The organism is Pseudomonas sp. D3-27, from assembly GCF_051132165.1.
GTDB lineage: Bacteria > Pseudomonadota > Gammaproteobacteria > Pseudomonadales > Pseudomonadaceae > Aquipseudomonas.
Genome location: NZ_CP071667.1, coordinates 4575013 through 4596575, shown reverse-complemented (window position 1 = coordinate 4596575; position 21563 = coordinate 4575013). Strand labels below are relative to the sequence as shown.

The following is a 21563-nucleotide window of genomic DNA, read 5'->3' as shown; positions in this document are numbered from 1 at the left end:
ACGATGTTTGGTAAATTAAGTTGGGAAGCGATCCCGTTCCACGAGCCGATTGTCATGGTGACCCTCGCCATCATCGGGCTCGGTGGCCTGGCGCTGTTTGCGGGTATTACTTATTTCAAGAAGTGGACGTACCTGTGGACTGAATGGTTGACCTCGGTCGACCACAAGAAGATCGGCGTGATGTACATCATCGTCGCCATGGTCATGTTGCTGCGCGGTTTTGCCGACGCGATCATGATGCGTACCCAGTTGGCCATGGCCACCGAGGGCTCGCCCGGCTACCTGCCGCCTGAACACTATGACCAGATCTTCACCGCCCACGGTGTGATCATGATCATTTTCATGGCGATGCCATTCTTCACCGGCCTGATGAACCTCGCAGTGCCGCTGCAGATCGGCGCCCGTGACGTTGCCTATCCGTTCCTGAACTCCTTGAGCTTCTGGCTGCTGGTTTCCGGCGTCGTGCTGATCAACGTTTCCCTGGGTGTCGGCGAATTCGCCAAGACCGGTTGGGTTGCCTATCCGCCGTTGTCGGGGCTGCAATACAGTCCGGGCGTGGGGGTGGACTACTACATCTGGGCGCTACAGCTATCCGGGTTGGGGACAACGCTGACAGGGGTCAACTTCCTGGCCACCGTGCTGAAGATGCGTACCCCTGGCATGAAGCTGATGGACATGCCGATCTTCACCTGGACCTGCACCTGGGCCAACGTGCTGATCGTCGCTTCGTTCCCGATCCTCACCGCTACACTGGCTCTGCTGACGCTTGACCGCTACATGGATTTCCACATTTTCACCAATGAACTGGGTGGAAATCCGATGATGTACGTCAACCTGTTCTGGGCTTGGGGTCACCCTGAGGTGTACATCCTGATCCTGCCGGCGTTCGGTATCTTCTCCGAAGTCATCTCGACCTTCTCCGGCAAGAAACTGTTTGGCCACCACTCGATGATCTACGCTTCGGGCGCGATCTCGGTACTGGGCTTCATGGTCTGGCTGCACCACTTCTTCACCATGGGTTCGGGTGCAAGCGTCAACGCCTTCTTCGGCCTGGCGACCATGCTGATCTCGATCCCGACGGGTGTGAAGCTGTTCAACTGGCTGTTCACCATCTACCAGGGCCGCCTGCGTTTCACCAGCCATGTGCTGTGGACTCTGGGCTTCATGGTGACCTTCGCCATCGGCGGTATGACCGGCGTACTGCTGGCCATTCCGGGTGCTGACTTTGTGCTGCACAACAGCCTGTTCGTGATCGCGCACTTCCATAACGTGATCATCGGCGGCGCCGTGTTCGGCTACATCGCGGGCTTTGCGTTCTATTTCCCGAAAGCGTTCGGCTTCAAGCTGCACGAAGGCTGGGGCAAGGCAGCGTTCTGGTTCTGGATCTCGGGCTTCTTCGTCGCGTTCATGCCGCTCTATGCATTGGGCTTCATGGGCATGACCCGTCGCCTGAACGCCACCACCAACCCTGAGTGGGTGCCGTACCTGTACGTCGCCATGTTCGGCGCGGTGATGATTGCCGTGGGTATCGCCTGCCAGCTGATCCAGTTGTACGTCAGCGTGCGTGACCGCAAGAAGCCGGAAAACATGTGCGAACACGGTGACCCGTGGAATGCCCATACCCTGGAATGGTCGACTTCTTCGCCACCACCGTTCTACAACTTTGCCGTGCTGCCGAAAGCGGACGTCATCGACCCGTTCACCGAAGCCAAGGAAAACGGCACCGCGTACCAGGCTCCGGCCAAGTACTCGCCGATCCACATGCCCAACAACACCGCCACCGGTGTGGTCATGGGCGGGCTGTTGACCGTGTTCGGTTTCGCGATGATCTGGCACATCTGGTGGCTGGCCATCGCCAGCCTGGTCGGCACCGTGGTGTATTTCGCCATCCATGCCGCCCGTGACGATCAGGGCTACATGGTGCCGGTGGATGTCATCGAACGCATCGAAGCCGAGCAGCACAAGCGTCTGGTCGCGGCCGGGAAAGTCCCTGCCACCGCCACCCGTGTTGAAACCTCGTTGGAACAGGCTTAAACCATGTCGAACTTAGTGACCAATGTTGGACACGCCCATGGTCATGACCATGGGCACGATGACCATCACCACGACTCGGGCGAGATGACCGTATTCGGTTTCTGGCTCTACCTGATGACCGACTGCATTCTGTTTGCGTCGATCTTCGCGGTGTACGCGGTGCTGGTTAACAACGTCGCCGGTGGCCCGTCGGGCCACGACATCTTCGAACTGCCTTATGTACTGGGCGAAACCGCGCTGCTGCTGTTCAGTTCGATCACCTACGGCTTCGCCATGCTGGCGTTGTACAAGGGCAAGAAAACCCAGGTCCTGGGCTGGTTGGCGATGACCTTCCTGCTGGGCGCCGGCTTTATCGCCATGGAGATCAATGAGTTCCATATCCTGATCGCCGAAGGCTACGGCCCGAGCCGCAGCGGTTTCCTGTCCGGGTTCTTCACCCTGGTCGGCACCCACGGTCTGCACGTGACCAGCGGTCTGATCTGGATGGCGATCATGATGTACCAGGTCCAGAAAAACGGCCTGACCGCCACCAACAAGACGCGCCTGAGCTGCCTGAGCCTGTTCTGGCACTTCCTGGACGTGGTGTGGATCTGCGTATTCACCGTTGTTTATCTGATGGGGACCCTGTAAATGGCTAACGCTCATTCCCATGATGGCCACGACGCCGGCCACGGCAGCGTCAAGTCCTACGCCATCGGTTTCATCCTGTCGGTGATCCTGACCGTCATTCCGTTCGGCCTGGTGATGTACCCATCGCTGCCCAAGAGCCTGACGCTTTGGATCATTCTGATCTTCGCCGTGGTCCAAGTATTGGTCCACCTGGTGTACTTCCTGCACCTGGACCGTTCGGCCGCCCAGCGTAACAACGTGATTGCGTTTGTCTTCGCTGCGCTGGTGATCGTACTGCTGGTCGGCTTGTCGCTGTGGATCATGTTCAGCATCCACACCAACATGATGGCGCACTGAGGAAAGTCCGGATGTCACTGAAGCACTTTATCCAAATCACCAAGCCGGGGATCATTTTCGGTAACGTGCTTTCTGTGGCGGGCGGGTTTTTCCTGGCCTCGAAAGGGCATGTCGATCTGGCCATCTTCCTGGCGGCGATGATCGGCACTTCCCTGGTGGTGGCGTCCGGTTGCGTGTTCAACAACTGCATCGACCGTGACATCGACATCAAGATGGAACGCACCAAGAACCGGGCGCTGGTCCAAGGCCTGATTCCGGTGCAACTGGCCCTGGCGTTTGCCACGGTGCTGGGTGTGGCCGGCGTGGCGCTGCTGTACTGGGTCGCCAACCCGCTGGCGGCGTTGTTCGCGGTGATCGGCTTTGTCATCTACGTCGGCCTCTACAGCCTGTACCTCAAGCGCAAGTCGGTTCACGGCACGCTGGTGGGCAGTCTGTCGGGGGCGATGCCGCCGGTGATCGGTTATGTCGCGGTCAGCAACAGCTTCGACATGGCGGCGGTGACGCTGCTGGTGATGTTCAGCCTGTGGCAGATGCCGCATTCCTATGCCATCGCGATCTTCCGCTTCAATGATTACCTGGCGGCCTCGATCCCGGTATTGCCCGTCAAGCGCGGTATCCAGGTGGCCAAGAAACACATCCTGCTCTACATCCTGGCCTTCCTCGTGGCGACCTTGATGCTGACCTTCAGCGGCTACGCCGGCATGAGCTACCTCGCCGTCGCCGCTGCCATGGGCATGTACTGGCTGTACATGGCCTGGACCGGCTACAAGGCGGTGGATGACACGGTCTGGGCACGCAAGCTGTTCGTGTTCTCGATCTTCACCATCACTGCCCTGAGCGTGATGATGTCCCTGGATTTCAAGGTGCCGAGTGAGTTGTTGCTGACTTACGCGCCTTAAGCGACAGAGGCAGTAAAAAAAGCCCCGCCTTCGAGAGAAGTGCGGGGCTTTTTCTTGGGTGTTACTTGGGACTTCTGTGGGAGCGAGCCTGCTCGCGAATGCGCCCGTTCAGCCAACATCACCTCAAATGATCCACCGCATTCGCGAGCAGGCTCGCTCCCACAAGGGACTCGACTCGACGCGGGCTTATTTTATTGCTGGGCGATGCTGTAGCCGTCGAACGCTTTCTGCTGTTGCAGGGCAGTGACGATGCTTTTACGGGTAACTGGTTGTTCGGTGCCGTCATTGTCCAGGAAGGTCTCGCTTTCCAGTTCGGCTTCGTCGCCTTCACCAACAAAGTTGAAACCCAGGAACTCGAAGGCCTCGCGGTCGACGTTCGGCTTGGAGCGCGGGGTGCGCAGGGGCAGGGTGACGCTGATGCCGTCCTTGCTGATGACGAACACCTCGGCTTCCTTTTTGGGCCGCGAGGCCTTGCCTTTGCTACCGCTTGGGTTGCTGATCGCCTGGTGGGTCTGGTTCAGCACTTTCAAGGCCAGGCCGTAGACCAGTTCCTGGAAATCCGCATCATCCTTGTAGCTGGAGAGAATGCGGCTGATGGGGAAGCGGCTGCTCAGGTCTTCCAAAGCAGCAAAATCCGCAGCTTCGGCGTCCTTGAGTTGCTTGAGCTGGCCCATCAGTTCGTAGGCCTTGTCGTCATCGAACGCGTCGTGAGCCTGGCGGATGGCGGTGCGCAGTTCGCGGATCTGGTCGCTTTCGCGGTTCGACTGGAACGCATCCAGGACCATCTCGCTGATGGTTTTGGCCTGGGGCAGATGCTGTGAAAGATTGATGGAGTTTTCGTATTCCGCTTTGGACGACAGGGTGATTACGGATTCAGCGGTATTGGAATCGGACATTGAAATTTCACTACTTCTGTTAGCGGGATATGGCGAGAAAGGGGTTGAGCTTTTTTCCGGCCGCCTAATCTATTGGACGCGGGCGGCGTTGTCACGGTCGGACCGGTCGCCGGTACGCATTTCATCCGCGCAACAGCGCCATCAACCGCAACGCGTCCGGGGTCGCTGCGCCGCTGGCCGTGTTATCGAATATGCACCAGGTCGGTGTGTCCGGGGCGGCTTTCAAGGCTTGGGCGATTTGCTTGAGCCGGACATCATCGTAAGGGGTGTAATAAATCTTCGGCGAGCCGTGCATACGGTAATAACGAATGCCGGGCCACCCCGCCGGTTGGTCGCCCCCCGGCAGCGGCGAGGGATCGGCGGCCACGCGACCGATTCGCTGGGTCTGCAGCATCGCCATGGCGGGTGGTGCGAGCCAGCTCGGGTGTCGAGGTTCAAGCACCGCATCGCCTTGGTAACGATCACGCAAAACCTTGAAGAAGGTCTCGGCCTGGGCGTCGTCAAAGGCCAGCGATGGTGACAGTTGAATCAGCAGGCAGCCGAGTTTTTCCCCCAGTTGCGAGCACTGCCCGAGGAATTCTTCCACAAGCCCCTCGCAATCGACCAAGCGTCGTTCGTGAGTGATCTGCTTTGGCATTTTCACCGAGAAGCGAAATTCTGCGGCCACGCTGTCCGCCCATTTTGCATACGTGGCGGGGCGGTGCGGGCGATAGAACGAACTGTTGATCTCCACGGCTGGAAAGCGTGCGCTGTAGCGCTGCAGATGGGTGCCTTCATCGGGAAAGGACGGCCATTGCGCCTTGGGCAATGACCAGCCCGCGCAGCCCAGGAAAAGGATTGAAGAGCGTGAGAGTCGAGTTGCCAATGTGGGAGGCCTGATTGCGGGGACAAAGCTATGACCGCAACAAACGCCTCATGGATTCATTCTTCGCAAGCAGAGGTCAGTCGCATATCACGTTCTTGCCGGCCATCTTCGAGCGATACAGCGCCTGGTCCGCCCGATCCATCAATACCTCTTGGGTTTCGTCTTCGATCCGCTGCACCACACCAAAACTCATGGTGATCTGGAAATCCCCTACCGGGAGCAGGTCGGACAGGCCGCGGCGTATGGTTTCGGCCATCAAGACCGCATCGGCCAAGGATGTATTTGGCAAAATCATGATGAATTCATCGCCCCCCCAACGCACCAACAGGTCGCTGTCGCGCTCACAACGCTTGACCGCCTGCACCACTTGCACCAGCGCCGCATCACCGAATGCATGGCCGTATCGATCGTTGATGTCCTTGAAATCGTCGATGTCCATGGCGATCAGCGACAACGGTTCGCGAAAGCGCTGGGCGCGTTCGCAAGCCTGAGGCAGCGTCTGCTCCAGGCGATACCGATTAGCGACCAGGGTCAATGCGTCGGTTTCGGCGAGCCTGCGGTTTTCGTCGAGTTGGATCTGCAATTGATGGTTGACCCGCGACAACTCACGGGTGCGCTCTTCGATGACCGCTTCCAGGGATTTGTTGCGCCGTTCAAGTTGCTCGAACAGACGCTTCTTGTCGTCGATGCTGCGATGGGCGCCGATCATTCGGGCCACGCTGCCGTCGGGGTTGCGAGCGATGACGTAGCCGCGGTCTTCGATCCAGATATACGAGCCGTCATGCGTGCGACAGCGGTATTCGGCTTGGTATTTTGCCGAGCGTTGTTGAAGGTAGTCATCGAACAGTGACATCACCTGGGAGTAATCCTGCGGATGGATCACGCTCTCCCAAGTCAACACGGTGTTGCTCAGCGAATGAGGCGAGTAGCCGAGCATGGTGTACCAACCGGGGTTGCGATAAACGAACCCGGTATTGGCGTTCCAGTCCCAGATGCCATCGCTGACCAGTTCCATGATGGTGTGCAGCACGCTTTCGTCCAGATCGGACAAATCGAACCGCAGCAAATCGATCTTCGAGGCGTCGTCCATCATTGTTCCCTCAATCAGCCCTGATATCAAAATGCTCTCCGAGGGTGAAGAGTAGCCGATGGGCTTAGGGGTCACTAGGGGTGACATGGTGCATCTGAAGTAGCGCCTTAAGGCTACAAATCAAGAAGTAGCCTTTTCAGGCTACTGGTCGGCGATCAACTTTAATGCATTCATGACGAGCAGCCCTGTTCCTATGCTCAAGGCAAAGCTGAGTAGGGTGCCTAATAATACGTATTCGCTGATGGACCGTACTTTGGCATTCTGGATTTCATTGAAGCGAAGGATGCTTTTTGCGGTGAGAAGAAAACCGACGGCCTCCCATTGCTCCAGCAAGACAAATGTCAATATGAGTAATCGCTCCAGATAGCCGATCAATGTCCCTGCGTTGGTCAAGGAGCCTACAGTGTCGATTTCTTTAATCCATGGACTGAGTACTGTGCCAATCAATGCTGAAGCGGGTCGTAGCATCGCGAGATAGGCGAGGCCAACCGTAAGATTTGTCGTGGTCATTAGTTTTGCCAGAGCGCCTTGAACACTCGCAGCACTGCTGTCAGAGAGCAGGCAGATCGTGGCCAGGCTGGCAACTAGAACAGTTTGTCGGGCAAGCAGAGCCCATAGCGGTGATTTGGTAGGGTCATGAATAAAGATGAGGGTAATCAGTTTGGCGGCTGCCATCAACAATCCGGCTTTAGTGGCTAAAGCACCGGTTTGCCCCGCCAGTATCAGCAGCAGGGAAAAAACTGCGAAATAGATACCTAGCATGATCAGGTTGCAGGCGATTTGTCGGGTACGGCTGGCGGAGGTTTTTGATGTGAAATAACCGGATATCCAGAAGTCCAGAAGCACATGCGCGAATAACAGGATTACGAGCAATCTTGACGATTCAATCACTGCCCAGCTCCTTGATCCACCGGCTGGTGCTTGCCAGGTATTTGTCCAGTAAACGCGCTTGGGCGCGCTGCAGAGCTTTGTTGATGGTGACCCGGGACTTGCCTAGGCTGTGGGCGATGGTTTGTTGGTTGGTTTCCTCTATCAGGTGCAGCGCATAGGTCTGGGCTTCGACCACTGTCCATTCCTCCAGTACGGCTGCAACGAACTCTGTTACCAATCCTGCGCGCTCTTGGAATTCCTGGTGATTGCAGAACACGGCCAGCGTATTTTTTTTCATGCTATCGAGCCCTTGGCCGGAAAGGACGAAAGCTTCACCATAGGTTTGCGATTTGCGTGCCGAGCCAATGCCCACGGCGATGCGCGCATCCCAACGCTCGCCTTCGGGGCTGGCCTCGATCAAGGCGGCTCGCAAGGCGATGGCACAGTGGAAAGCTTGTTCGGGCTGGCTCATCAAAAGTTGAAAACCGTCACCTCTAAAAATGTCCGCTTTCGCTTGGTAGCGTTTTTCCTGCTGTCCCAACACCTTTTCCAGGCGTGCGATGTACGCAAGGGTATTCCCTGCGCTCTGCGAGTGAATCAGGTCACCGGTCAATACCGCTTCTGGCTTCATTGATTGAATGTGCTCAGTCGTTAGAATCTAAAAAGTAGCCTTTAAAAGCTACTTCTACAATAGTAGCCTTAAAAGGCAAATTTCTCTATCCGACGGGCCTCGCCCAGTACTCCAGGGCAAACTCGACAAAACTGCGCAGCTTCGGCAAACGGTAGCGATCCTGGGCGTACATCAGGCTCATCGGGCGATGAGGCAGTTGATAGTCCTGGAGCAGCGCCACCAGATGCCCTTCCTGCAGATCCTTTGCCACCAGCGCGTCGGGCAGCATTACCACGCCCATGCCGGCGAGCGCGGCACGGTGCAGGCCCGAAGAGCTATTGATCAGCATCGGGCCGGTCACCGGGATTTTGATTTCGCCTTCCGGGCCGTTGATTGGCCAGTGTTCCTGGGCGAAGCGCCATTCATCGCCGGCGGAATAGGCAAACGACAGGCAATCATGGTGTCGCAAATCGTCGGGCTTGCGCGGTGTGCCTCGCCGAGCAAGGTAAACGGGAGACGCGCAGATGGTCAGGGTGTAGTCCACCAAGGGGCGGGCGATCAGCTTCGGATCGGGGAGCCCCAGTCGGATGGCGACATCGAAGCCATGGTCGAGCAGATCGAGGCGCTGGTTGGTCAGTACCACATCGAGCTTGACCTGTGGGTAGCGCTGGCTGAACTCGGCCAGTGCTGGCGCCAGGCGCTCCGTGCCGAAGGTCAGCGGCGCGGTGATGCGCAAGGTGCCGGTGGGGTCGCCTTGGGTCTGTTCCGCCAGGCGCTCTGAGTCGGCGACCAGCCCGAGCACCTCCAGGCAACGTTGGTAATAGGCTGAGCCGAATTCCGTCAAGCGTTGACGACGAGTCGTACGATTGATCAGGCGCACGCCGAGGCGTTGTTCCAGCGCACGAAGATGATTGCCTACCATGGTGGTGGACATTTCGCACGCCAGGGCTGCCGCTGTCAGGCTGCCCGTCTCCACGACTTTTACGTAAACAGTCATTGCCTGGAACAAGTCCATTATCAAGCTCGGCTTATAAATGATTGAAGTGAAGCAGCGTTTATCCATCGAGAGTGGCTAACCATACTGGAAAAAACCACCCGATGGAGCTAGATGTCATGACCGCCGCTTGCCTGATGAGCACTTACCAACCTCTGGCATTGAGTTTCACCCATGGCCTGGGGACCCGCCTGTGGGACCAGGACGGCCGCGAGTACCTCGATGCGGTGGCGGGTGTGGCGGTGACCAACGTCGGGCACTCCCATCCCCGGCTGGTGGCGGCCATCAGTGAGCAGGCCGGCCTGTTGCTGCACACCTCCAACCTGTACAGCATCGACTGGCAACAACGGTTGGCCGGCAAACTCACGCAGTTGTCGGGAATGGACCGGGCATTTTTCAACAACTCCGGAGCCGAGGCCAACGAAACCGCACTGAAACTGGCGCGTCTGCACGGCTGGCACAAAGGCGTCGAGCAGCCGCTGGTGGTGGTCATGGACAACGCCTTCCATGGGCGCACGCTGGGCACGATGTCCGCCAGCGACGGCCCATCGGTGCGGCTGGGATTCAATCGGTTGCCGGGGGATTTCATCAAGGTGCCGTTTGGCGATCTCGCGGCGTTGGAAAAAATCCAGCAAACCCATGGCGAGCGTATCGTCGCGATTCTGGTGGAGCCGATCCAAGGGGAAAGTGGCGTGCAAGTCGCGCCGCCGGGTTACCTGCGGGCGCTGCGGGACCTGTGCAGCCGGCGCGCCTGGTTGCTGATGCTCGACGAGATCCAGACCGGCATCGGCCGCACCGGCCAATGGTTTGCGTTCCAGCACGAAGGCATCGTGCCGGACGTCATGACTCTTGCCAAAGGCTTGGGCAATGGCGTCCCCATCGGTGCCTGCCTGGCCCGGGGCAAAGCCGCCGAGCTGTTCACGCCCGGCAGTCATGGGAGTACGTTTGGCGGCAATCCCCTGGCCTGCCGTGTGGGTTGCACGGTGCTTGACATCATTGAGGAGCAAGGCCTGGTGGTGAACGCCGGGCGTCAGGGCGCACAGTTGCTCAGCCGGCTGCGGGCTGAGTTGGCGGATAACCCGAACGTGTTGGAGGTCCGAGGCCAAGGGTTGATGATTGGCATCGAACTCAAGCAACCGGTCCGTGACCTGACCCTTCGTGCTGCCCGGGACCATGGCCTGCTGATCAACGTCATCCGGGGCAAGACCATCCGCCTGTTGCCGCCGCTGACGATTGACGGGCGGGAAGTGGAGATGATCGCCAGGGGTGTGAGCCGCAGCCTTGCGCAGGAGTGAATGCTCAAGGTCTGGCGACGGCGGGTGTTGTTCAGTCAGGGCGAAACGCAGCGCAACGGGACGGAATTTTTAACGATTGCCGCGTTCCAACGCCCGCCAGAGTCGATTGCCTACACTTTGGCAACCAGACTGAAAATCCCAGGAGCATCTTCATGTTCACCTCGCGTCGCTTGATCGTTGTCGCTACCGCCGTGGCCCTGTTGTCCGGCTGTGCGTCGCCCAACCCCTATGACAATCAGGGCCAGGCCTCTACCGACTCGTCGGGCATGAGCAAAACCGCCAAGTACGGTGGCCTCGGTGCGCTGGCCGGGGCACTGGCCGGTGCGGCCATCGGTCACGATAACCGGGGCAAGGGTGCGTTGATCGGCGCTGCGGTGGTTGGCGCCTCGGCGGCCGGCTACGGCTACTACGCCGACCAGCAGGAAAAGAAGTTGCGTGCGAGCATGGCCAATACCGGCGTTGAGGTGCAGCGCCAGGGCGACCAGATCAAGCTGATCATGCCGGGCAACATCACCTTCGCCACCGACTCGGCGAACATCGCCTCCAGTTTCTACCAGCCGCTGAACAACCTGGCCAACTCCCTCAAGGAATTCAACCAGAACCAGATCGAAATCGTCGGCTACACCGACAGTACTGGCAGCCGTCAGCACAACATGGACCTGTCCCAGCGCCGCGCCCAGAGCGTGGCGACCTACCTGACGTCCCAGGGCGTGAGCGGTGCCAACCTCTCGGCCCGTGGCGCCGGCCCGGACAACCCGGTGGCGAGCAACAGCGACGTCAACGGCCGTGCGCAGAACCGTCGCGTCGAGGTCAACCTCAAGGCTATTCCGGGGCAGCAGTACCAGGCGCCGGAGCAGCAGGGGCAGACTTACCAGCAGTATCCTTGATCGCTGGGCTGTAAACGAAAGGGGGACCCCGAAAATGGGGTCCCTCTTTTTTTGCGACTGGCGTTTGGGCTTTTGTGGCGAGGGAGCAAGCTCCCTCGCCACGGAGGTGTTCACTTGAGTAATTAGGGGTCAATTCGCCTCTTTCACCGCACTCAAGAACGCACACGTACGCTCCTGCTGCGGGTTTTCGAAAATCTGCGCCGGGGTGCCCTGTTCGTGAATCTGGCCCTTGTAGAAGAAGCACACCCGGTCTGCGAACTCCCGGGCAAAGCCCATCTGGTGAGTCACCATCAGCATCGTCAGGTTGTGTTCGGCGCCGAGTTTGCGGATAACGTTCAAGACTTCGCCGCACAGCTCCGGATCCAGGGCCGAGGTCACTTCGTCAAACAGCATCACCTTGGGCCGCATCGCCAGCGCCCGGGCAATCGCTACCCGCTGTTGCTGGCCGCCAGACAGCTGCGACGGGTAATGGTCTAGCTTGTTGCCCAGGCCCACCAGCTCCAGCAGGTCGGCGGCACGCTCGCGGGCTTCTTTCGGGTTCATGCCCAGCACTTGCACGGGCGCCTCGATGACGTTCTGCAGCGCGGTCATGTGGGGAAACAGGTTGAAGCTCTGGAATACCATGCCGATCTTGCCGCGCACCCGGCGGATGTGTCGGTCGTTCGCGGGCACCAGCACGCCGTTGCGGTTGGGCATGTGAGTCAGCGAATCATCCTCGATGCGGATCTGGCCCTGGTCGATACCCTCCAGGGTCATCAACACCCGCAACAGCGTCGATTTGCCGGAACCACTGGGGCCGATGATCGCGACTTTTTCACCGGGCGCGACATCCAGGTTCAAATGGTCGAGCACTGTGAAGCTGCCGTAGCTTTTGGTCACGTCCTGGAAACTCACAATTGGCCGGGACGGTGTCGGGACGTTCATGGCCGGGGCCTCCTGCTGCGATGCCAGCGTGCTGCGCCGGGACAGATCGGTGGGCGTGGACAGAGGTAAAGTCATTAGCGTAGCTCCATGCGCGTTTCAAGGCGCCGTACCAGATAAGCCAAGGCGAGGCTCAGGGCGAGGAAGAACAGGCCGACCAGGGTGATCGGTTCCAGGTAGCGGAAGTGCTCGGAGCCGATATTCTTGGCCTGCTGCATGATTTCCACCACGGTGATCGCCGACAGCACCGGCGTGTCCTTGAGCATTGCCACCAGGTAGTTGCCCAGCGGCGGCACGATGGGGCGCAATGCCTGGGGCAGGATGATGTTGCGGTACGCGTCGTATGGCGCGATGTTCAATGCTGTCACCGCTTCCCACTGCGCCCGAGGCACCGCGTCGAGGCCGCTGCGATAGACCTCGGCAATGTAGCAGGCGTAGTGCAGGCCGATGCCCACGATGCCAACCTGCATGGCCGTCAGGCTCAGGCCGTAGTTGGGCAGCACGTAGTAGAGGAAGTACACCTGGATCAGCAACGGCGTGCTGCGGATGAATTCGATCACCGCCGTGGCCGGCCACGACAGCCAGAATCGGCGGCTGCGCCGGCCAATCGCAAGGAACAGCCCCAGCACGATTGCAATCACAAAGCCGATCAAGGTGATGCCCACGGTGTTGAGGGAGGCGCGCAGCAGGTCCGGGAGGATTTGCGCGGCGTAAGACCAGTCGAACAGTGTCATGACAGACCTCCACGCATCCGGCCCCGGCTCAGCCGCCGCTCGATGTTGCGCATGCCGAAGTTGATGGCCTGGGCGAGGATGAAATACATCACCAGCGCCAGGCTGAAGATCTCCAGGGTCTGGAACGTTGCCTGATCCAACTGGCGCGCCCGGAAACTCAGGTCCGACAAGGTAATCAGCGATACCAGCGACGTGTTCTTCAGCAACTCGATCAACAAATTGGTGCCGGGTGGAATGGCCGCCAGCAACGCCTGGGGCAGGATGATTCGCTTGAAGCGCGTGAAACCGCTGAAGTTCAGCGCCGTGCAGGCCTCGTATTGGCCCTTGGCGACTGAGCTGATGGCGCCGCGCATCACCTCGGCCCCGTACGCGCCAATGTGCAGGCCCAGGCCGACAATCGCCACGGCGTAGGGGCTCAGCTCGATGTTGAACGGCGGCAGCGGCAGCACGAAGAACAGCCAGAACAATTGCACCAGCAGCGACGTGCCTCGGAACACTTCGATGTAGGTGATGGAAAACCAGCGCAACGCGGGCCACGGCGACAGCCGTCCGAGGGCTGCGAGTACCGCCGCGACAATCGCCAGCAGCGAGCCGAAGAAAGTCACCTGGAGTGTGACCCAGGCCCCTTGAATCAATAACGGAAGTAATTCGCCCATGGTTCAACCCGATGTCCGATGAAGCAGGGAACGGGCATCACGCACCGCGCGTCATGCCCGTTTCGGCGTGCCATTAGGGCTGAGCGCAGAGCTCGGCCGCGGTCTTGCTGGTGACGTTGGATTTGTCGAAACCGAACGGCGCGACGGCCTTGAGGTGTTCTTCCGACCCGAGCCATTTTTTCAGCTCGGCGTTGACCGCGTCGCGCAGGTCCTTGTCTTCGGGACGGAAGGCCAGGGCGCCATAGCCGATGTGGAACGGGTCGTCCTTGAATTCAGTCATCGCCTCGACCTTGTCACCGCCCTTGGCGGCCAGGCCTTTCATGGTCAGTTGGGTGCCGACAGCGGCGTCGGCGCGACCGGCGCGTACGGCTTGCAATTGCGCGGTGGTGTCGGGCACCTGGAGAATCTGTTCATCCTTGACCCCGGAATCACGAGCGTACGCCAGGTTCACCGTGCCGGCCATGATTGCCAGCTTCACATCCGGTTGCTTGGCGATGTCTTCATAACTGTGAAGTTTTTTCGGGTTGCCCTTGGCCACCAGCAAGGCATCGGGCAGCTGGTATTGCGGATCGGTGAACAACACTTGCTTGCAGCGTGCCGGGGTGATGTACATGCCGGCGGCAATCACATCGAAGCGACCCGCGCGCAGCCCAGGGATCAGCGAGCCCCATTCGGTGAGCACGCCGTTGACCTGCTTGATGCCCATTTTGGCGAAGATGATCTTGGCAATCTCCGGCGATTCACCCGTGACGGTGCCGTCGGTTTCGGTGAAGGCAAACGGGGTTTCGTTGGCGTAGCCGATGCGGATGCTGCTGTCGCTTTTGATGGTGTCCAGCGTGGCGGCCTGGACGCTGCCGGCCAGGCCCAGTGCGGCACAGGTCAACAACATCCGACGCAAGGGTGCGCAGGTGCCGGGAAGAAAATTGCTCATCGATAAAATCTCCTGTTTCTTGTGGATCCGTCAGCGGACGGTTCTGTGTTAGGAGGCAGTGTGACAAGAGCAAAGCGTACGGCGGCGGATCCGGGCGAGGCCTGGAATCGGTAGCGGCGCCGGTACAGGTCGATCCGGCTTTTTGTCGGGGTAATGAACCCGCCTGGACGATGACCTTGGACCGAGCATACAAAAGCCCCGGCGCGGATTGTATTGCACTAGGACAATTGCTTTGGCGCGATGGCCGCGCAATGCTGTGCGCACCCGTTCTCACGCCGGTCGCAGCCGTTATGGATAAATGGAAGTCAGCCCTGGACCTCGCCCGCAGCGGTGAATCCAAATACAAGATCCTGGTGCAGGCGATCGCCGATGACATCGAACAGGGCGCCTTGGCCAACGACCAGCGCCTGCCGCCGCAACGGCAGGTAGCCGACGCCATGGGCATCAGCGTGCAGACCGTCACCAATGCCTACAAAGAATTGGAGCGCCAAGGGCTGGTACGTTGCGAAGTAGGGCGCGGCAGTTTCGTCTCGCGGCGCATGAGCGACCGGGTCGCCACTTACATACTCGACAGCCCCGAGCGGGCGCTGGTGGATTTTTCCATCACGCGCATTCTCCACACCCGCGAGCACGACCAGTTATGGCGCGACACCTGCGCCGAGCTGAGCACTGAAGAAGACCAGCCCTGGATCCATGCGTTTCGTCCGATAGCCGGTTTTGAATCCCATCGCGAAGCGGCGGTGCAATGGATCGGGCGCCAAGGCCTGAAGGTCGATCGCAACGATGTGCTGATCACCAATGGCGCCGCCCATGGCATTTTTCTCGCCCTGGCATCCCTCGCCGGGCCCGACGATGTGGTGCTCTGCGAAGGGCTGACCGACCACGGCGTGATCGGCAACTCCCAGGTGCTGGGCTTTACCCTCAAGGGTCTGGACACTGACCGCCATGGCATCGATCCCGAACACTTCGAGGACATGTGCAGCAACGAGCGCATCACCGCCCTGGTGTGCACGCCAAACTTGAACAACCCCACCACCAGCCTGATGCCCGACGCCCGCCGCCGGGAAATCGCCGAGATCGCCCGACGGTTTGGCGTGCATATCATCGAAGACGATGTGTACGGTCCGCTGCTGGACGAACGCCGCGCGCCGCCCATCAGCCACTACCTGCCGGAGCTGTCGTTCTATTGCACGAGCATGACCAAGTCCGTGCTCACGGGGTTGCGGATCGGTTATCTGGTGGTGCCCAAGCGCCTGGCGCTGCGCACCGAAAGCATTCTGCGCGTCAACAGTTGGATGGCCACGCCGATGGTCTCGGAAATCGCCGCCCGCTGGATCCGCGACGGCCGCGCCGATTCGCTGCTGCATCTTCAACGGCGCCTGTTGGCCGGACGCCAGGCGATGGTCACCGAATACATGGGTGAGCATGTATTGGCCCAGCATCCTCATGCCTTGAATGCCTGGATCGGCATCCCGCCGCACTGGGAAGTGGACAGCCTGGTGCGGGCGTTGCGCCACAAGCACATCGCCGTCACGTCCCCCGATCCGTTCACTGTACGCGGCACCCCCAGGCCGCGCGCGGTGCGGGTGTGCGTCGGTGCCGAATGCAGCGATGAAGAAATGCGCCATGCGTTGATCGGCATGCGGGAGATCTTCAACCAGTATCCGCAGATTCATGATTTCTGATGGGCAAGCGGTGGGCTTACTCCAAAGTTGCAGGTGCTTTTGTGGCGAGGGAGCTTGCTCCCGCTCGGCTGCGAAGCAGTCGTAAAAACAGTTAAACGTCTCCAGGTGCGTCTGGTTGAAAGGAGTTGGGTCTGCTGCGCAGACCAGCGGGAGCAAGCTCCCTCGCCACAGGGAGCGAGGTGTTCTTTGAGGATTGTGGTCATCTCTTTTGGTCGATAGTGAATGCAAACTAAATTGCCCTAGTACATTCATCACGACAATCCGGCCCTCTTAGACTGCGCCCAACACATCTGCTCGGGACGCGGTCATGACAGGGTTGCAGCTTCAGGACATTTACCTCGCTCGCCAGCGCATCGAGTCGCAGGTCAGGCGCACGCCCATGGAGCATTCCCCTAGCCTGTCGCGACTAATGGGCGTGCCCGTATACCTCAAGCTGGAATCCCTTCAGATCACCGGCAGCTTCAAGCTGCGTGGCGCGAGCAATGCGGTGGCGCAGCTCAGCGTCGAGCAGAAGGCGCGCGGCGTGGTCACGGCGTCGACTGGCAACCATGGCCGGGCGCTGGCGCACGCCGCGTCGCAACAAGGCGTGCGGGCGATTGTCTGCCTGTCTCACCTGGTGCCATCCAACAAGGTGCAAGCGATTCGTGACCTCGGCGCCGAGGTCTGCATCGTCGGCCAGTCCCAGGACGATGCCCAGCGCGAAGCCGAGCGCATCGCGAACGAGCAGGGCGCGACCTTCCTGCCGCCCTTCGATCACCCGGCGATCATCGCCGGCCAAGGCACCCTCGGCCTGGAAATCCTGGAACAGCAACCGGACGTGGCCCAGGTCCTCGTTCCATTGTCCGGCGGCGGTCTGTTCGCCGGCGTTGCCCTGGCCCTCAAAAGCGCCAATCCAGCGACCCAGGTCCACGGCATCAGCATGGCCCGAGGCGCGGCGATGCACGCCAGCCTTGCCGCTGGGCAGCCCGTGGATGTCGAAGAACTGTCGACCCTGGCCGATTCCCTCGGCGGCGGTATCGGGCTGGACAACCGCTACACCTTCGCCATGACCCGGCAGTTGATCGATGATCTGCACCTGCTCTCGGAAGCGTCCATCGCCCATGCCATCCGCCACGCCTATCACCATGAACGCCTGGTGCTCGAAGGGGCCGCGGTGGTGGGCATCGCGGCGCTGCTCGACGGCCTGGTCGAGCCGCGTGGACCCATTGTCCTGGTGGTCAGCGGGCGCAACGTCGACACCGAACAACATGCCCGCGTCATCGCTGGCGCCAACGCCTGATCCCCTTTAACGGAGCCTGCCATGAGTGAAGTCACCCTATTGAGCGAAGCTGACCTGCGCAGGTGCGTGGCCCTCGACCTGGCCAGCGTCGACGCCGTCGAGCAGGCTTTTGTGCTGCTGGCCACCGCCGCCGTGGCGATGCCGCCGATCCTGCGGCTGGACATTCCCGAGCACAACGGCGAGGTGGATGTGAAGACCGCTTACCTGCCAGGCCTTGAACGCTTCGCCATCAAGGTCAGCCCGGGCTTTTTCGACAACCCCAAGCTCGGCCTGCCCAGCCTGAACGGCATGATGATGCTGCTTTCGGCGCGCACCGGCCTGCTGGAAGCGCTGCTGTTGGACAACGGTTACCTCACCGCCGTCCGTACGGCGGCGGCTGGGGCGGTGGCGGCGCGTTGTCTGTCCCGCGAGGACAGCCGCAGCGTGGCGCTGATCGGTGCGGGCGAACAGGCGGCGTTGCAGCTTCAGGCGTTGCGGCTGGTGAGGCCCATCGACGAGGTGCGGATCTGGGCGCGTGATGCACAAAAAGCCCAGGCGTTCGGCCTTGCGCTGGCGCGTGACACCGGGCTTGCCGTCACGCCGTGCGACGCCATTGACGCCGCCCTGGAAGGCGTGGACATCGCCATCACCTGCACCCCCAGTCGCGAGCCGTTGATCGAAGCCCGTCATTTGCATCCCGGCCTGCACATCACAGCGATGGGCTCGGACGCCGAACACAAAAACGAAATCTCCCCGCAAGCGTTGGCGGCCGTCGATTGCTATGTCGCCGATCGCCTGAGCCAGACCCGCGTGCTCGGCGAGCTGCACCACGCCTTGGCCGCCGGCACCGTTCGCGATGAGCTGGCGTTGACAGAGCTGGGACAAGTGCTGGCGGGGCAACGGCTGGGGCGCTCCGATGCCGCGCAAGTGACGCTGTGCGATCTCACCGGCACCGGCGCCCAGGACACCGCCATCGCCAACCTGGCGTTCGAGCGGGCGCGGGTGGCGGGCAAGGGCTTTGCGTTCGGTCGCTAGATCATTTTGTTCATGAGTCATTCAACAGAGGGCAGGTGGATGTCAGAGATAGTCGTCAATCTTCCGTTCCAGCGGGAGGAATACGCCCAGCGCCTGGCAAAGGTTCGCGCGGCCATGCAGGCCCATGGTCTGGAGCTGTTGCTGGTCACCGATCCGTCGAACATGGCCTGGCTCACCGGCTATGACGGTTGGTCGTTCTATGTGCATCAGTGCGTGCTGCTGGCGCTGGACGGCGAGCCCGTGTGGTTCGGTCGCGGCCAGGATGCCAACGGTGCCAGGCGCACGGTGTTCATGCAGGCCGACAACATCGTCGGTTACCCGGACATCTACGTGCAGTCCCGCGAGCGCCACCCCATGGACTATCTGTCCCGCGAGGTGATCATTGCCCGTGGCTGGGGCGCCCTGAACATCGGCGTGGAGATGGACAACTATTACTTCAGCGCCGCCGCCTACCTGTCCCTGCAAAAGCATCTGCCCGACGCGACGCTGGTGGATGCGGCGGGGTTGGTGAACTGGCAGCGCGCCGTCAAGTCGCCTCAGGAAATCGCCTACATGCGCATCGCCGCGCGCATCGTCGAGAACATGCATGGGCGGATCCTGGAACGGATCGAGCCGGGCATGCGCAAGAACGAACTGGTGGCCGAGATCTACAGCAGCGGCATCCTCGGTGCCGACGGCCATGGCGGCGACTACCCGGCCATCGTGCCGCTGCTGCCCACCGGCGCCGACGCCAGCGCGCCGCACCTGACCTGGGACGATTCGCCGTTCGAAAAGGGCGCCGGCACCTTCTTTGAGATCGCCGGTTGCTACAAGCGTTACCACTGCCCGCTGTCGCGCACCATTTACCTGGGCAAGCCGCCGCAACATTTCCTCGACGGTGAAAAAGCCGTGGTCGAGGGCATCGCCGCCGGCCTGGACGCAGCCAAGCCGGGCAACACCACGGGCGACATCGCCGTGGCGTTTTTCAAGGTGCTGGAGAAGTTTGGCATCCATAAGGACAGCCGTTGCGGCTACCCCATCGGCATCAGTTATCCGCCGGATTGGGGCGAGCGCACCATGAGCCTGCGTCCCGGCGACAACAGCGTGTTGCAACCGGGCATGACGTTTCACTTCATGCCCGGGCTGTGGATGGACGATTGGGGCCTGGAGATCACCGAGAGCATCCTGATCACCGAGACTGGCGTCGAGACGCTGTGCAATGTGCCTCGTCAATTGTTCGTGAAGGACTGACCCATGACTGAATTGCCGATCAACCCCATTAGCGCCACGGTGGATTTCACCCGCGAAGGCGTGCAACACGGCTTCCTCAAGCTGCCGTATTCCCGGGACGATTCGGCCTGGGGCGCGGTGATGATTCCCATCACCGTGATCCAGCGCGGCAGCGGCCCGACCGCGCTGCTCAGTGGTGGCAACCACGGCGATGAATACGAAGGCCCGGTGGCCCTGAGCAAACTGGCCCAGCAATTGACCGCCGATGAAATCAGCGGACGCGTGATCATCGTGCCGTTCATGAACACCCCGGCGTTCCATGCCGGGCGCCGGACTTCGCCCATCGACAAGGGCAACCTCAACCGCAGCTTTCCCGGTAGGCCAGACGGCACCGTCACGGAGAAAATCGCCGACTACTTCAACCGCACCTTGCTGCCCCTGGCCGACATTGTCCTGGACATTCATTCCGGTGGCCGGACCCTGGATTTCCTGCCATTCGCCGCCTGCCACGTTTTGCCGGACAAACAGCAACAGGCCCGCTGCGAGGCCGGGATGCTGGCCTTCAACGCGCCGTATTGCATGCGCATGCTGGAGCTGGACGCAGGGTCGATGTACGACACCGCCGCCGAGTCTCAGGGCAAGGTGTTCGTCACCACCGAGCTGGGCGGCGGCGGTTCGTCCACCGCCCGCAGCGTGGCGATTGCCGAGCGTGGGGTGCGCAACGTGCTGATCCACGCCGGCATCCTGCGGGGCTCTATCGAGTTACAGCCGTCGTTGGTGCTCGACATGCCGGACGCCAGTTGTTTCATCGCCAGCGAGCACAACGGTTTGCTGGAGATGTGCCGCGACCTCGGTGAAAACGTGAGCAGAGGCGAGGTGGTGGCGCGCATCCATGACACCACCCGCAGCGGCGTCGCCCCGGTCGAATACCGCGCCGCCCGCAGCGGCCTGCTCGCGGCCCGGCATTTTCCCGGGCTGGTGCAGTGTGGCGATACGTTGGTGGTGATTGCGGATGTATTGGCGTAATGCACCTCAACTGACACACACACTGTGGCGAGGGAGCTTGCTCCCGCTCGGCTGCGAAGCAGTCGTCGCTTTTTGATCTGAGCGATTACGAAGCTGCTATTGGGGCCGCTGCGCGGCCCAGCGGGAGCAAGCTCCCTCGCCACAGGGACGGTGTGAAATTTGAATTGTCTGGAGAGCCCTGCCCCATGCACAAGCTCGATCGCTACGACTTGAAGATCCTGCAAATCCTCGCCGACGACGGACGGATCACCAAGTCGAGCCTGGCCGAAGCCATCAACCTGTCGGTGACGCCGGCCTGGGAGCGGGTGCGCAAGTTGGAAGCGGCGGGCCTGATCGTTGGCTATCGGGCGCAGATCGATTGGGGCGCGGTGTTCAAGCGTCAACAAGTGTTGGTGGAGATTTCCCTGGCCCGGCACACCGCCCAGGACATGCGTCGTTTCGAACAGCGCATGGTCGCCGCGCCCGAAGTTGCGTTCTGTTATGCCACCGGCGGCGGGGTGGATTACCTGGCAATGATCCAGGCGCCCGACGTCGATGCCTATCAACGTTTCGTCGACCAATTGCTGCTCGAAGACCTTGGCATCGAACGCTACTTCACCTACATCGTCACCAAGACCATCAAGACCGCCGGTGCGTTGCCGGCGGAGCTGGCATCGTCCTCCTGAGCACCGCAGAAACCACTTTACGCCCGGTTCTTTCCAG

Annotated in this window: 22 protein-coding genes; 12 read left to right on the top strand and 10 right to left on the bottom strand. The window is 60.6% G+C overall.

All coding sequences use genetic code 11. The features are described 5' to 3' along the window. Window positions 1-3: 3 nt before the first annotated feature. Genes cyoB through cyoE form a run of 4 tightly spaced genes read left to right on the top strand, consistent with a single transcriptional unit; the run spans window position 4 to window position 3899 of the window. A complete protein-coding gene (gene cyoB, locus J3P92_RS20790; protein WP_420765459.1) occupies window positions 4-2034 on the top strand; it encodes a cytochrome o ubiquinol oxidase subunit I in 2031 nt (676 codons plus the stop codon). 3 nt (window positions 2035-2037) lie between these two features. After that, a complete protein-coding gene (locus J3P92_RS20785; RefSeq protein ID WP_039591598.1) occupies window positions 2038-2664 on the top strand; it encodes a cytochrome o ubiquinol oxidase subunit III in 627 nt (208 codons plus the stop codon). Next, window positions 2665-3000, top strand: a complete 336-nt coding sequence (gene cyoD / locus J3P92_RS20780; protein ID WP_039591596.1) for a cytochrome o ubiquinol oxidase subunit IV — start codon at window positions 2665-2667, stop codon at window positions 2998-3000. Window positions 3001-3011: 11 nt separating this feature from the next. After that, window positions 3012-3899, top strand: a complete 888-nt coding sequence (gene cyoE / locus J3P92_RS20775; RefSeq protein WP_434607686.1) for a heme o synthase — start codon at window positions 3012-3014, stop codon at window positions 3897-3899. A gap of 191 nt (window positions 3900-4090) precedes the next feature. On the opposite strand, the gene J3P92_RS20770 is transcribed toward cyoE, so the two are convergent. The 6 genes from J3P92_RS20770 to J3P92_RS20745 all read right to left on the bottom strand — a co-directional run bounded on the left by J3P92_RS20770 (window position 4091) and on the right by J3P92_RS20745 (window position 9245). Next, window positions 4091-4795: a hypothetical protein gene (locus J3P92_RS20770; protein WP_420765457.1), complete on the bottom strand. Its 705-nt coding sequence runs from the start codon at window positions 4793-4795 to the stop codon at window positions 4091-4093. Window positions 4796-4916: 121 nt separating this feature from the next. Next, window positions 4917-5603 (bottom strand): DUF72 domain-containing protein, encoded by a 687-nt coding sequence (locus J3P92_RS20765; RefSeq protein ID WP_434648904.1) that lies wholly within the window; start codon window positions 5601-5603, stop codon window positions 4917-4919. A gap of 133 nt (window positions 5604-5736) precedes the next feature. Beyond that, a complete protein-coding gene (locus J3P92_RS20760; RefSeq protein WP_434651174.1) occupies window positions 5737-6750 on the bottom strand; it encodes a sensor domain-containing diguanylate cyclase in 1014 nt (337 codons plus the stop codon). 141 nt (window positions 6751-6891) lie between these two features. Further along, entirely contained in the window at window positions 6892-7641 is a 750-nt protein-coding gene (locus J3P92_RS20755) for a hypothetical protein (RefSeq protein ID WP_434648902.1), read from the bottom strand. Then, window positions 7634-8251: a hypothetical protein gene (locus tag J3P92_RS20750; protein WP_420765454.1), complete on the bottom strand. Its 618-nt coding sequence runs from the start codon at window positions 8249-8251 to the stop codon at window positions 7634-7636. Before J3P92_RS20750 ends, J3P92_RS20755 begins: the two co-directional genes overlap by 8 nt. An 85-nt stretch (window positions 8252-8336) precedes the next feature. After that, a complete protein-coding gene (locus J3P92_RS20745) occupies window positions 8337-9245 on the bottom strand; it encodes a LysR family transcriptional regulator (RefSeq protein WP_434560553.1) in 909 nt (302 codons plus the stop codon). A 98-nt stretch (window positions 9246-9343) separates the two neighbouring features. Between J3P92_RS20745 and J3P92_RS20740 the strand changes: the two genes are divergently transcribed. Beyond that, entirely contained in the window at window positions 9344-10519 is a 1176-nt protein-coding gene (locus tag J3P92_RS20740; protein ID WP_434648900.1) for an aspartate aminotransferase family protein, read from the top strand. Between the two features lie 152 nt (window positions 10520-10671). Next, window positions 10672-11406: an OmpA family protein gene (locus J3P92_RS20735; RefSeq protein WP_420765451.1), complete on the top strand. Its 735-nt coding sequence runs from the start codon at window positions 10672-10674 to the stop codon at window positions 11404-11406. Window positions 11407-11535: 129 nt separating this feature from the next. Here J3P92_RS20735 and ehuA read toward each other — a convergent pair whose 3' ends face one another. The 4 genes from ehuA to ehuB all read right to left on the bottom strand — a co-directional run bounded on the left by ehuA (window position 11536) and on the right by ehuB (window position 14648). Next, window positions 11536-12405, bottom strand: coding sequence for an ectoine/hydroxyectoine ABC transporter ATP-binding protein EhuA (gene ehuA / locus J3P92_RS20730; protein ID WP_420765450.1), 870 nt, complete (start codon window positions 12403-12405; stop codon window positions 11536-11538). Continuing rightward, on the bottom strand, window positions 12405-13061 hold the full coding sequence (gene ehuD / locus J3P92_RS20725; protein ID WP_420765449.1) for an ectoine/hydroxyectoine ABC transporter permease subunit EhuD: 657 nt from the start codon (window positions 13059-13061) through the stop codon (window positions 12405-12407). Before ehuD ends, ehuA begins: the two co-directional genes overlap by 1 nt. Then, window positions 13058-13717 carry an ectoine/hydroxyectoine ABC transporter permease subunit EhuC gene (ehuC, locus tag J3P92_RS20720; protein WP_434648898.1) on the bottom strand — a complete coding sequence of 220 codons (660 nt, stop codon included), beginning with the start codon at window positions 13715-13717 and terminating at the stop codon, window positions 13058-13060. Before ehuC ends, ehuD begins: the two co-directional genes overlap by 4 nt. A gap of 73 nt (window positions 13718-13790) precedes the next feature. Beyond that, a complete protein-coding gene (gene ehuB / locus J3P92_RS20715; protein WP_434648896.1) occupies window positions 13791-14648 on the bottom strand; it encodes an ectoine/hydroxyectoine ABC transporter substrate-binding protein EhuB in 858 nt (285 codons plus the stop codon). Between the two features lie 290 nt (window positions 14649-14938). Here ehuB and J3P92_RS20710 point away from each other — a divergent pair, with 290 nt between their 5' ends. From J3P92_RS20710 to J3P92_RS20685, 6 genes are all read left to right on the top strand, one after another. Further along, window positions 14939-16333, top strand: coding sequence for a PLP-dependent aminotransferase family protein (locus tag J3P92_RS20710; protein ID WP_434607672.1), 1395 nt, complete (start codon window positions 14939-14941; stop codon window positions 16331-16333). Window positions 16334-16640: 307 nt separating this feature from the next. Further along, on the top strand, window positions 16641-17612 hold the full coding sequence (eutB, locus tag J3P92_RS20705) for a hydroxyectoine utilization dehydratase EutB (protein ID WP_434648894.1): 972 nt from the start codon (window positions 16641-16643) through the stop codon (window positions 17610-17612). Between the two features lie 21 nt (window positions 17613-17633). Continuing rightward, complete coding sequence (eutC, locus tag J3P92_RS20700; protein ID WP_434648892.1) at window positions 17634-18626, top strand: ectoine utilization protein EutC; 993 nt, start codon at window positions 17634-17636, stop codon at window positions 18624-18626. 39 nt (window positions 18627-18665) lie between these two features. Continuing rightward, window positions 18666-19856: an ectoine hydrolase DoeA gene (gene doeA / locus J3P92_RS20695; RefSeq protein ID WP_434648890.1), complete on the top strand. Its 1191-nt coding sequence runs from the start codon at window positions 18666-18668 to the stop codon at window positions 19854-19856. Window positions 19857-19859: 3 nt separating this feature from the next. Beyond that, window positions 19860-20861 carry a N(2)-acetyl-L-2,4-diaminobutanoate deacetylase DoeB gene (gene doeB / locus J3P92_RS20690; RefSeq protein ID WP_434648888.1) on the top strand — a complete coding sequence of 334 codons (1002 nt, stop codon included), beginning with the start codon at window positions 19860-19862 and terminating at the stop codon, window positions 20859-20861. A 185-nt stretch (window positions 20862-21046) separates the two neighbouring features. Next, window positions 21047-21526, top strand: a complete 480-nt coding sequence (locus J3P92_RS20685; protein WP_420765442.1) for an Lrp/AsnC family transcriptional regulator — start codon at window positions 21047-21049, stop codon at window positions 21524-21526. The last annotated feature ends 37 nt before the right edge of the window (window positions 21527-21563 follow it).